Source organism: Mycobacterium sp. NGS29 (assembly GCF_059812965.1).
Genome location: NZ_JCALDR010000041.1, coordinates 1 through 10874 on the forward strand (window position 1 = coordinate 1; position 10874 = coordinate 10874).

Sequence of the window (10874 nt, forward strand, 5' to 3'; positions counted from 1 at the left end):
GTCACAGCTACCCATGGTGTAGACACAAGGGCGTGTCATCCGCGTCCGGTACCGCCGATTTCCAAGCCCCGTTCGACAACCAGCTCGGTTTGCAGTTCACCGAACTCAGTCCCGAGGGCGCCCGCGCGCAGCTCGAGGTGAAACCGCACCTGCTGCAGCCGATGGGCCTGGTGCACGGCGGGGTTTACTGCTCGATGATCGAAAGCATGGCGAGTGTGGCCGCCTACACCTGGCTGGCCGAGCACGGCGGCGGCAACGTGGTCGGCGTCAACAACAACACCGACTTCCTGCGGGCGATCAAGTCCGGAACGGTGTACGGCAGAGCCGAGCCCGTGCACCGCGGCCGTCGCCAGCAGCTATGGCAGGTGACGATCACCGACGACGACGACCGGGTCGTGGCCCGCGGCCAGGTACGGCTGCAGAACCTCGAGGTCTAGCTGGCTTTCCGCGCGACCGCGCCGGAGTTCTGCGCTTCGGCGGCCAGTTCCGCCAGCTGTTCGAGGCGCGTTCGGGCGAATGCCTGCTGGTCGGTGATGGTGAGTTGGCCACGTCGGGTGCTCAGGAACGTCACCGTCCAGGACAGCAGCGTGGTGATCTTGGTCTTGAACCCGATCAGGTACACCAGGTGCAGCACCAGCCAGATCAGCCAGGCGATGAAGCCGCTGAACTCGAGCGGACCGATCTTGGCCACCGCGGAGAACCGCGACACCGTCGCCATGGAGCCCTTGTCGAAGTACTGGAACGGTTCCCGCTCGGCGGGGTCGGCGCCGGCGAGTTCGGCCTTGATGTTGTTCGCGACGTACTTGGCGCCCTGGATGGCCCCCTGCGCCACCCCCGGGACACCCTCCACGGCGGCCATGTCGCCGACGACGAAGACGTTGGGGTGCCCGGGAATGGACAGGTCGGGCAACACCAGGACCCGGCCGGCCCGGTCCAGTTCGACGTCTGACTGTTCGGCCAGGTCGCGACCCAATCGGCTGGCCTGCACACCGGCGGACCACACCTTGCACGCCGATTCGATCCGCCGTTCGGTGCCGTCTGCGTCGCGGACCGTGATTCCGTTACGGTCCACGTCGGTGACCATGGCGCCGAGTTGGATTTCCACACCCAGCTTCTGCAACCGGGCGGCTGCCCGATCGCCGAGTTTCTCACCCATCGGGGGCAACACCGCGGGGGCCGCGTCGAGCAGGATGACCCGCGCCTTGGTCGAGTCGATGTGCCGGAATGCGCCCTTGAGGGTGTATTCGGCCAGTTCGGCGATCTGTCCGGCCATTTCAACGCCGGTCGGCCCGGCGCCGACGACGGTGAAGGTCAGCAGTTTGGCCCGTCGCTCCGGGTCGCTGGACCGCTCGGCCTGCTCGAAGGCACTCAAGATCCGGCCGCGCAATTCCAGCGCATCGTCGATGGATTTCATGCCTGGCGCGAACTCGGCGAAGTGGTCGTTGCCGAAGTAGGACTGACCGGCACCGGCCGCGATGATGAGGCTGTCGTACGGAGTTTCGTAGGTGTGACCCAGCAGTTCGGAGACGACCAGTTTGTTGGCCAGGTCGATGTGGGTGACGTTGCCCAGCAACACCTGCACGTTGCGCTGCTTGCGCAGCACCACGCGGGTGGGCGGTGCGATCTCGCCCTCCGAGATGATGCCGGTGGCAACTTGGTACAGCAAAGGCTGGAACAGGTGGTGTGTGGTGCGGGCGATCAACTTGATGTCGACATCGGCGCGCTTGAGCTTCTTTGCCGCATTGAGCCCGCCGAACCCCGAACCGATGATCACGACCCGGTGCCGGCGACGCGGTTCAACTGTGAGTTCTTGCTGGGGGCTCATTTTTCGCTGCTCCTGACGGGGCTCCTCGGCGGGCGATTGCGGTTAGCTAATACCCGTCCTGAGCCTAGTCAACGCACGTCGACAAACCCAGTCGCCAGCTTGTGCGATAAACCACATCCAGCGAATTCGCGGGTGATCCGCGTTACAGGCCGAACAGCGGACGCAGCGCCTCGGCCGCGGTGGTGATCATCCCGGGCACATGCCCGTTGGGCAGGTTGATGATGACGCCGCCGACGCCGACGTCGAGAATCCTGTCCTGCACCTGATCGGCGATCTGCGCCGGACTGCCGGCGACCATGCGCGGATTGGCACGCGACTGGTCGAAGTTCTCGTCGATGATCACGGTCAACATGAGGCTGGTCTCCAGTGTCGCCGGGTCCCGCCCGGCTTCGTCGCAGCGGGCCTTGAGCGCTTCCATCTTGCGCGGCAGCTCGTCGAGGCTGGCGATGATGTTGAGGTGATCGAAATGGCGGGCGGCCAGGGCAAATGTCTTCTTCTCGCCGCTGCCGCCGATCAGCAGCGGGATGTGATCGCGAAAACGCGGATTGGCCATGGCCTCGCTGGCCTGGTACCAGGTTCCGGCGAAGGTGGGGCGCTCGCCTTTGATCATCGGCAGGATGATCTGCAGCGCCTCGTCGAGGCGGTTGAACCTGTCGGTGAAGGTGCCGAATTCGAAGCCGAGCTGCTCGTGTTCGAGCTGGAACCAGCCGGTGCCGATGCCCAGCACCGCCCGTCCACCGCTCACCACGTCCAGCGTGGTGATGACCTTCGCCAGCAGCGCCGGATTGCGGTAGGTGTTGCCCGTGACCAAGGTGCCCAGCTGCAGCCGCTCGGTGGCGGTGGCCAGCGCGCCCAAGGCCGTGTAGGCCTCCAGCATGGGCTGGTCGGGAGTCCCGAGCATGGGCAGTTGATAGAAGTGATCCATCACGAAAAGCGAGTCGTAGCCGGCTGTTTCGGCTTCCTGCGCTTGCGCGATGACCGTCGGGAACAGGTTTTCTACGCCCGTGCCGTAGGAGAAGTTGGGAATCTGGAAACCCAGCCGAATTGCCACGGTGTCCACCGTAGCCGTCGGCGGGTGTCAGGCGAACTGCGCCAGCGCCCCGTGGCTCACGTGCAACGTCTGACCGGTGATGTGCCGGGCTGCCGGGGTGGTGAGGAACAGCGACAGCCGGGCGATCTCGGCCGCCACGGGCGCCGGTGAGCGCGAAAGACCCTCGTAGCCGGCCTGCACACTGCGACCGCAGGCCACGGCGTTCACGGTGATGCCCCGGGTTCCGTACACCTCGGCCTGGCCGCTGACCCAGCTGGAGAGCGCTGCTTTGATCGCAGCGTCCACGCTGCCGGTGGCCGGGTTTTCCGGCAGCACGCTGATGATGTGCCCGCCGGAGCGCAGATGGTCACCGACACATTGCACCGTCAGCACCGCGGAGAGCACTGTCGCGTCCAATGCCTTGCGCCATGCCGTTGCCGTGTCGGACAGCGTGTAGGCCCGGGGGTCGCCGGCGTCCCAGGTCGGGGCCGGAATGTTGACGATGGTGTCCAGGTGGTGGGGGAACAGGCTGCGCGCCTCGCTGAGGCTGGCCGGATCGGTGGTATCGCACACGATCGCGTCGACGTCGAGTTCCTTGGCAATGACCTCGAGGTCGCTACCGCGCGCGCCCACCAGGGTCACTTTATGGCCGTCGTCGCGGAACCCCTCGGCTACCGCGCGCCCCAGATCGGTGTCGCCGCCAGTGACAACAACTTCCACTGCCAGACCTCCTTGTGCGGCATCAATTCCGATTCATGTTACTGGACAGTAGCTATTCGGCGAAACCGGACACCGCCACGACGCGCTGACGATTCGGGTAACTATTCAGCTGCGCTACGTTCTAGCGATGCGCCGTGTCGGGTTGCCCGCCGTCTTCCTGGCGACGGCGCTGGTGGTGGGCTTGACCGGGTGCCACTCGTCGCCGTCGCGGGACCGGGCGCTGGTGGTGTTCGCGGCCGCATCGCTGAACCCGGCCTTCACTCAGATCGCCGAACGGTTCAGAGCGGACAACCCCGGGGTCGACGTCAAGTTCAACTTCGGGGGTTCTTCCGACCTGGCCGCTCAGCTGACCCAGGGTGCCACCGCCGACGTCTTCGCCTCCGCGGATGTCGCACAGATGGACAAGGTCGCGAAGGCCGGGCTGCCGGCCGCCGATCCGGCCACCTTCGCCGCCAACACGCTGGTCATCGTGACCGCACCGGGCAATCCGAAGCACGTGCAGTCTTTTGCCGATCTGGCCGCACCGGGTCTTCACGTGGTGGTCTGTCAGCGTCCGGTGCCGTGCGGCGCCGCCACCGCCCGGGTAGCAGAAATCAGCGGGGTCAGACTGCACCCGGTCAGCGAAGAACCGAGCGTCACCGACGCGCTGAACAAAGTCACCTCCGGACAGGCCGACGCCGCGTTGGTGTATGTGACCGACGCGCTCGACGCCGGCAGCAAGGTGGCGACGGTGCGGTTCCCCGAGGCCGCCCGCGCGGTGAACACCTATTCGGTCGCGGTGCTGAAGAACGCATCGCAGCCTGCGCTGGCTCGGAAATTTGCAGCGACGGTGACCGGCCAGGCAGGGCAGCAGATCCTGGACCGGGCGGGCTTCGTCAAACCCTGATGCGCGCCGGGACGGATTTGCCTCGCTGGGTCTACCTGCCCGCCGCGATCGGGACGGTCTTTGTCGGACTGCCGCTGGTCGGGATCGCGCTCAAGGTGGACTGGCTGCACTTCTGGTCGCTGATCAGCAGCGAATCGTCGGCAACCGCGCTGCTGCTCAGTATGAAGACCGCGGCGGCGAGCACCGCGTTGTGTGTGCTGCTGGGGGTGCCGATGGCGCTGGTGCTCGCGCGCAGCCGGCTACGCCTGGTCCGCGTGCTGCGACCGCTGATTCTGCTTCCGCTGGTGCTGCCGCCGGTCGTCGGGGGCATCGCGCTGCTCTACGTCTTCGGACGGCTCGGCCTGCTGGGACGGTATCTGGAGGCCGCTGGCGTCAGCATCGCGTTCAGCACCTCCGCTGTGGTGCTGGCGCAGGCCTTCGTGTCATTGCCGTTCCTGGTGATCTCCCTGGAGGGTGCCGGGCGTAGCGCCGGAGCCGACTACGAGGTGGTGGCGGCGACGCTGGGTGCGCGACCCACCACGATCTGGTGGCGGGTCACCATGCCGTTGCTGCTGCCGGGCCTGGTGTCCGGGGCCGTGCTGGCATTCGCCCGGGCGCTGGGCGAGTTCGGCGCCACGCTGACCTTCGCCGGGTCGCTGCAGGGCGTCACCCGAACGTTGCCGCTCGAGATCTATTTGCGCCGGGTCGACGACCCCGACGCCGCGGTCGCGCTGTCACTGCTGTTGGTGGCGGTCGCCGCCCTGGTGGTGCTCGGCCTGGGTGCCCGCCGGTTTATCGCGGCCGAAGCGCGATGAGCGATCTCGCGTTGCGCGCGATGGTCAAGGAGCGCTGTCTGGACGTGGAATTCGGCGTGGCCGCGGGGGAGGTGCTGGCGGTGTTGGGTCCCAACGGCGCCGGGAAGTCGACCGCGCTGCAGGTGATCGCGGGTTTGCTGCGGCCCGATACGGGGCTGGTGCGACTTGGCGACCGGGTGCTGACCGACACCGCTGCCGGGATACAAGTGGCCACACACGACCGCCGAGTCGGGCTGCTGTTGCCGAATCCGCTGCTGTTTCCGCATTTGACGGTCGCCGCGAACGTGGCGTTCGGACCGCGCAGTCGGAGCCCGCTGTTCCGGTTCGGGCGCTCCCGCGATCACCGTGCGGCACTGCACTGGCTGGGCCGGGTGCACGCCGAGGAGCTCGCCGAGCGCACGCCGCAGCAGTTGTCGGGCGGGCAGGCGCAGCGCGTGGCGATTGCCCGTGCCTTGGCCGTCGAACCGGAGATACTGCTGCTCGACGAGCCCCTGACCGGTCTTGACGTCGCTGCGGCCGCCTCGGTTCGCGCGGTGTTGCGCGATGTGGTCGTGCGCGGCGGCTGTGCGGCCATTGTGGTCACTCATGACCTGTTGGATGTGCTGGCCCTTGCTGATCGGGTGCTGGTGCTCGAGTCGGGCCGGATCGTCGAGGCCGGCACGGTGGCCCAGATCCTGGCCGCCCCGCGCAGTCATTTCGGCGCCCGGTTCGCCGGTGTCAACTTGGTCAACGGAACGATCCGATCCGACGGTGCGCTACACACCCCGTCCGGCCAGATCTGGCACGGCGCCGCGGGTGCGGCGGCCGGGATCTCTGGTGGTCAGCCTGCGGTGGCGGTATTCGCACCCGCGAGTGTGGCCGTGTACGCGGAAAGACCGCACGGCAGCCCGCGCAACATCGTCGAAGTCGTCGTCGCCGCAATGGACAGTCGCGGGGCGGCGGTGACGGTCCGCGGTGCCGACCAAGCCGACGGTGCGCCGGGCCTGGCCGCCGACATCACCGTCGAGGCGGCTGCAGAATTGCAGCTCACGACGGGGGACCGGGTCTGGTTCACCGTCAGGGCCGCCGAAGTGGCCCTGCATCCTGTGTGGCGGCGACGGGAATGAACTGCGGTGACACCGGCCGGGCCATCCTTGCTTCGCAGCGTTGACACGGTAGGTTCGTCGCCATGCAGCAGGTGCACTCGAACCCGACCCGTCGTAAGGGGCTGTGGGCGTCGTTGGCGATCGCCGCGGCCACCAGTGCCAGCGTCGTGACCATTGCTTTGCCGGCAACCGCGGGCGCCGACCCGGAGCCGGCGCCGCCGAGCCCGTCGGCCCAGGCGTCTCCGGCTCCGCCGCCCGGTGCCGGTGCGTCGCCCGCTCCCGGCGCACCCGCGCCGATCGCGCAGCCCGGTGACCCCAACGCGGTCCCGCCGACCGACCCGATGGCGCCGCCGCCTGACCCCGCTGCGCCTGAGCCTGGACGGGTGACCAACGCCATCGGCGGGTTCAGCTTCGTGGTGCCGGCAGGCTGGGTGGAGTCGGACGCGTCCCACCTCGACTACGGGTCCGCGCTGCTGAGCAAGGCGGCCGGGGAGGCGCCGATGCCCGGTCAGGCTCCGGCGGTGGCCAACGACACCCGGATCGTGCTGGGGCGGCTGGACCAGAAGCTCTACGCGAGCGCCGAGGCCACCAACCCGAAGGCCGCGGTTCGACTCGGCTCGGACATGGGCGAGTTCTTCATGCCGTACCCGGGGACCCGGCTCAACCAGGAGACGATTCCGCTCAACGCCAACGGGATCTCGGGCAGCGCGTCGTACTACGAGGTGAAGTTCAGCGACGCCGCCAAGCCGGTGGGCCAGATCTGGACCGGTGTGGTCGGCACCCCCGCGGGCGCCACCCCCGCGGCCGGCCCGCCGCAGCGCTGGTTCGTGGTGTGGCTGGGCACGTCCAATAACCCGATCGACAAGAACGCCGCCAAGGTGCTCGCCGAGTCGATCCGGCCTTGGAATGCGCCGGCGGCTCCCGCTCCGGAGGGTGTCGCGGGTGCCCCCGCCCCGGGCGCTCCCGCACCCGCGGCTCCCGTCCCCGGTGCGCCGGCACCAGCTGCGCCGGCTCCAGCGGCAGGTGCTCCGGCAGCGCCCGCTCCAGCTGCGCCGGCTCCAGCGGCAGGTGCTCCGGCAGCGCCGGCTCCAGCGGCAGGTGCTCCGGCTGCGCCGGCTCCAGCGGCAGGTGCTCCGGCGGCGCCGGCACCGGCTGCGGGTGCGCCGGCACCGGCAGCGCCCGTCCCAGGGGCGCCCGCACCGGACGCCGGCGCTCCTGCACCCGCGCAGGTTCCCGGCCAGGCTCCGGCCTCGGGAAATCCCGCGCCGGCCGAACCACGCAGCCAACCCGCTTAGTGTCGAATTCGTGACCTAGACGGGGTATACCCGACATCACGGTCCGGCATTGGGGCTGGACTGTCAGTGACTGCAAGGAGACCCCTCATGGACGTTGTGGCAACAACCGAGTTTCTCGCTCGCTCAACAACTCTGACCAGCGTGGGTGTTGTCGGCTACATCATCATCGGGGCGCTGGCGGGCTGGATCGCCGGCAAGATCGTCCGCGGCGGTGGCGCCGGGATCCTGATGAACATCGTGATCGGCGTCGTCGGAGCGTTGCTCGGCGGTTTTCTGCTCAGCTTCGCTTTCGACACCGCTTCGGGCGGTTGGTGGTTCACCTTCTTCACTGCGATCCTCGGCTCGGTGATCCTGCTGTGGCTCGTCGGAATGGTGCGCAAGACGTAACCGGCGTACTGCGTGGCCGCGGCGCGGTGCACTGATGGCGTCACATTCGCCCACGATGGCCGCCTGGCAGGTGCGCCGACCCGGGCCGATGCCCAGCAGGCCACTCGAGCGCGTCACCGTCGACGTCCCGCGGCCCGACCCGGCTGAGCTGCTGGTGGCAGTCCTGGCGTGCGGGGTGTGCCGCACCGACCTACACGTCACTGAGGGTGATCTGCCCGTCCACCGGGAGCGCGTCACTCCCGGCCACGAAGTGGTCGGCGAGGTGGTCGAGGTCGGCGCCGACGTGGCTGGTGACTTCGCAGTGGGGGACCGGGTGGGTATCGCCTGGCTGCGCCACACCTGCGGGGAGTGCAAATATTGCCGCCGGGGGGACGAGAATCTGTGCCCCGCATCGCGCTACACCGGATGGGATGCCGACGGCGGTTACGCCGAATTCGCCACGGTGCCGGCAGCTTTTGCCCATCACCTGCCCGACGGCTACCGCGACACCGAGCTGGCGCCGTTATTGTGTGCCGGCATCATCGGATACCGGTCTTTGGTGCGCGCCGAGTTGCCGCCAGGCGGACGGCTGGGCCTCTACGGTTTCGGCGGCAGCGCCCACATCACCGCGCAGGTGGCGTTGGCGCAGGGCGCCGAAGTCCACGTGATGACCCGCGGCGCACAAGCGCGCGAGCTGGCCTTGGCGCTGGGTGCCGCCTCCGCACAGGGTGCCGACGAATCCCCGCCCGTCCCGCTGGACGCGGCGATACTTTTCGCTCCGGTCGGAGATCTGGTGCTGCCCGCCCTGGCGGCACTCGACCGGGGCGGCACCTTGTCGGTGGCCGGGATCCATCTCACTGACATCCCGGCCCTGAACTATCAGCGCCACCTCTTTCAGGAGCGCCAGCTACGGTCGGTGACCTCGAACACCCGAGCCGATGCGCGGGCCTTCCTCGCCTTCGCCGCGCAGCATCGGCTTCACCTCACCACGCCGGAATATCCACTCGGGCAGGCTGACCTTGCCTTGGCCGACCTCAGCTCCGGCCGCATCGCCGGCGCGGCCGTGTTGCTGGTGTGAGTCAGGTCGACAGGTGCCAGACCAGGGCCGCGGCCAGCGCGCCCATCCCGTTCAGCGACCAGTGCAGCGCGATGGGCGCGATCAGGCTGCCACTGCGCCGGCGCAGCCAGCTGAAGACGAATCCGGCGGCGCCGGTCGCCAGCACCGCCATCGTCACACCTGCCAGCATTCCGAAGAACCCGCCGCCGAACAGCCGGGTGAACCCGACATTGTTGCTGGTCAGGCCCAGCGACGTCGCCACGTGCCACAGCCCGAACAACAGCGAACCGGCCATCGCGACCCCGCGGAATCCCCAGGCCCGGTCCAGCGCGCCGTGCAGCACGCCGCGGAAAGCCAGTTCCTCGGGAATGACGGTCTGCAAAGGGATGATGACCATCGAAGCGATCAGCGCGCCGGAGACGGTCGCGTAATGGTTGTTCAGGAACATCGGCCGAGTCGCCGGCAACAGCACTCCGACCGCGATCACCGAGACGACCAGCCCGACGGCGGCCAGCGCGTAGGTCATACCGGATTTCCAGTGTTCGCGACCCAGACCGAGCTCGGCCCAGTCCAGACCCCGCCAACGAATCAGCAGAACCAGCCCCACCGCCGCGGCGGGAACCGTCGCGATACTGGCCCAGGGCGTGGTGAAGTGCGCGACCAGGTTCGCGGTCACCAGCACCGCGACGACGACGACCACGTCGGCATAAAGGCGGGAGCGGCCCGACTGCACGTCGAGCACAACGTCAGCCCGGTCCGCAGTACCGCCATGCATTCAACCGATTCTACCGGCGAACGACGCCGGCGCGGCGGCTTAGTTCTGCTGCGCTGCCAGACGCCGGCGCGCATAGGTCTTGAGTTCGGCCGAGAGCGCCTCCACGTCGAGGAGCTGCGGAAGTAGTTCTGGTTCGGTCATCTTCGCGCGGAAGACCAGTCCGACTGTCACGTCGTGGTCGGGTCGGTAGTCGATGGTGATGTCGTCGTCGGCACGTACCGTCCCAGGCTCGATGACCCGCAGATAAGCACCGGGTTTGCCCGCCTGGGTGAAAGTCTTGATCCAGTGCTTGAGGTCGAGGAAGGCCGCGAACGTACGACATGGCGTTCTGGGGGCGGAGACCTCCAGCAGCAGCCCGTCCGAACCGACCCGCCAGCGTTCACCGATCAGCGCATTGGTGAGGTCGACGCCCTGGGTGGTCAGGTTTTCGCCGAACATGCCGTCGGTGAGGGGGCGGGCGAGTTTCGCTTCCCAGTCGTCCAGGTCTTCTCGCGCATAGGTGTAGACGGCCTGGTCGTCGCCGCCGTGCAGCTTCTGGTTGCCGATGGCGTCGCCGACCAGACCGCTGCCCAGGCCGCGGCGCAGCGGGCCCGGCGCGCGTACCGCGACGGCATCGGCGACGGGCAGCTTGTCGATGCCGGTGATCTTGGCCGCCGCCCGGGGGTCCGGATTGCTTCGGACGCGAGCTACGTTGACGGACAACACCTTCGGCATCCGCACAGGGTAACGCGGTGCGGTCGATTAGCCACGAGCGAGCCATCCTGACTCACCCCCGTAGCACGCCGCTGTGCGAGGAAGTCTGGTCAGATGTTATCTACCAGGACATCGGTGACAGTTCGAGTGGTCCTGGTGGTGACACGACCCCGCGGCCCACGCCCAAAACCAGCAAACCGTCACCGAAGTCCCGAGCCATCACAGAAGTCTAAGTCAGCAGAATTTGGTATAATCGAACGTATGTTCGAGCAGTTGTGTGATGAGCCGCCGCCGCCGCGGGATGACCCGTCGCTGTATTGGGCCTGGATCGATGACATGACCAAGGTG

12 protein-coding genes are annotated in these 10874 nt (G+C 67.9%); 7 read left to right on the forward strand and 5 right to left on the reverse strand.

Annotation, left to right across the window (positions count from 1 at the left end):
* The first annotated feature begins 32 nt into the window (after positions 1 to 32).
* A complete protein-coding gene (locus AC5Y5Z_RS25400) occupies positions 33 to 437 on the forward strand; it encodes a PaaI family thioesterase (RefSeq protein WP_463828982.1) in 405 nt (134 codons plus the stop codon).
* Here the strand turns inward: AC5Y5Z_RS25400 and AC5Y5Z_RS25405 are convergent.
* The 3 genes from AC5Y5Z_RS25405 to AC5Y5Z_RS25415 form a co-directional block, all read right to left on the reverse strand.
* Positions 434 to 1825: an NAD(P)/FAD-dependent oxidoreductase gene (locus AC5Y5Z_RS25405; RefSeq protein WP_499918963.1), complete on the reverse strand. Its 1392-nt coding sequence runs from the start codon at positions 1823 to 1825 to the stop codon at positions 434 to 436. The two genes, AC5Y5Z_RS25400 and AC5Y5Z_RS25405, sit on opposite strands and share 4 nt — an antisense overlap.
* Before the next feature lie 142 nt (positions 1826 to 1967).
* Positions 1968 to 2876, reverse strand: a complete 909-nt coding sequence (locus AC5Y5Z_RS25410; RefSeq protein WP_499928258.1) for an LLM class F420-dependent oxidoreductase — start codon at positions 2874 to 2876, stop codon at positions 1968 to 1970.
* 27 nt (positions 2877 to 2903) lie between these two features.
* A complete protein-coding gene (locus AC5Y5Z_RS25415) occupies positions 2904 to 3581 on the reverse strand; it encodes an SDR family oxidoreductase (protein WP_499918996.1) in 678 nt (225 codons plus the stop codon).
* A gap of 121 nt (positions 3582 to 3702) precedes the next feature.
* Between AC5Y5Z_RS25415 and modA the strand changes: the two genes are divergently transcribed.
* From modA to AC5Y5Z_RS25445, 6 genes are all read left to right on the forward strand, one after another.
* Entirely contained in the window at positions 3703 to 4461 is a 759-nt protein-coding gene (modA, locus tag AC5Y5Z_RS25420) for a molybdate ABC transporter substrate-binding protein (protein ID WP_499928260.1), read from the forward strand.
* Positions 4461 to 5255: an ABC transporter permease gene (locus AC5Y5Z_RS25425; protein ID WP_499928262.1), complete on the forward strand. Its 795-nt coding sequence runs from the start codon at positions 4461 to 4463 to the stop codon at positions 5253 to 5255. Before modA ends, AC5Y5Z_RS25425 begins: the two co-directional genes overlap by 1 nt.
* The gene (locus AC5Y5Z_RS25430) at positions 5252 to 6361 is read left to right on the forward strand and encodes a sulfate/molybdate ABC transporter ATP-binding protein (RefSeq protein WP_499928264.1); all 1110 of its coding nucleotides are present in this window, start codon (positions 5252 to 5254) and stop codon (positions 6359 to 6361) included. Before AC5Y5Z_RS25425 ends, AC5Y5Z_RS25430 begins: the two co-directional genes overlap by 4 nt.
* A 62-nt stretch (positions 6362 to 6423) precedes the next feature.
* A complete protein-coding gene (locus AC5Y5Z_RS25435; RefSeq protein WP_499928266.1) occupies positions 6424 to 7635 on the forward strand; it encodes an alanine and proline-rich secreted protein Apa in 1212 nt (403 codons plus the stop codon).
* Between the two features lie 87 nt (positions 7636 to 7722).
* Entirely contained in the window at positions 7723 to 8022 is a 300-nt protein-coding gene (locus tag AC5Y5Z_RS25440; RefSeq protein ID WP_463828975.1) for a GlsB/YeaQ/YmgE family stress response membrane protein, read from the forward strand.
* 34 nt (positions 8023 to 8056) lie between these two features.
* Entirely contained in the window at positions 8057 to 9079 is a 1023-nt protein-coding gene (locus AC5Y5Z_RS25445) for a zinc-binding alcohol dehydrogenase family protein (protein ID WP_499928269.1), read from the forward strand.
* 1 nt (position 9080) lies between these two features.
* On the opposite strand, the gene AC5Y5Z_RS25450 is transcribed toward AC5Y5Z_RS25445, so the two are convergent.
* Together AC5Y5Z_RS25450 and AC5Y5Z_RS25455 are read right to left on the reverse strand one after the other, a co-directional pair.
* The gene (locus tag AC5Y5Z_RS25450; RefSeq protein ID WP_463828973.1) at positions 9081 to 9833 is read right to left on the reverse strand and encodes a CPBP family intramembrane glutamic endopeptidase; all 753 of its coding nucleotides are present in this window, start codon (positions 9831 to 9833) and stop codon (positions 9081 to 9083) included.
* Between the two features lie 39 nt (positions 9834 to 9872).
* On the reverse strand, positions 9873 to 10547 hold the full coding sequence (locus AC5Y5Z_RS25455; protein ID WP_463828972.1) for an MOSC domain-containing protein: 675 nt from the start codon (positions 10545 to 10547) through the stop codon (positions 9873 to 9875).
* Positions 10548 to 10874: the final 327 nt, after the last annotated feature.

Bases quoted from the DNA above. Each gene is read 5' to 3' on its own strand.
- AC5Y5Z_RS25405 (WP_499918963.1), bottom strand. From the start codon at position 1,825: ATGAGCCCCCAGCAAGAACTCACAGTTGAACCGCGTCGCCGGCACCGG.
- modA (WP_499928260.1), top strand. From the start codon at position 3,703: ATGCGCCGTGTCGGGTTGCCCGCCGTCTTCCTGGCGACGGCGCTGGTG.
- AC5Y5Z_RS25425 (WP_499928262.1), top strand. From the start codon at position 4,461: ATGCGCGCCGGGACGGATTTGCCTCGCTGGGTCTACCTGCCCGCCGCG.
- AC5Y5Z_RS25430 (WP_499928264.1), top strand. From the start codon at position 5,252: ATGAGCGATCTCGCGTTGCGCGCGATGGTCAAGGAGCGCTGTCTGGAC.
- AC5Y5Z_RS25435 (WP_499928266.1), top strand. From the start codon at position 6,424: ATGCAGCAGGTGCACTCGAACCCGACCCGTCGTAAGGGGCTGTGGGCG.
- AC5Y5Z_RS25440 (WP_463828975.1), top strand. From the start codon at position 7,723: ATGGACGTTGTGGCAACAACCGAGTTTCTCGCTCGCTCAACAACTCTG.
- AC5Y5Z_RS25445 (WP_499928269.1), top strand. From the start codon at position 8,057: ATGGCGTCACATTCGCCCACGATGGCCGCCTGGCAGGTGCGCCGACCC.
- AC5Y5Z_RS25450 (WP_463828973.1), bottom strand. From the start codon at position 9,833: ATGCATGGCGGTACTGCGGACCGGGCTGACGTTGTGCTCGACGTGCAG.
- AC5Y5Z_RS25455 (WP_463828972.1), bottom strand. From the start codon at position 10,547: ATGCCGAAGGTGTTGTCCGTCAACGTAGCTCGCGTCCGAAGCAATCCG.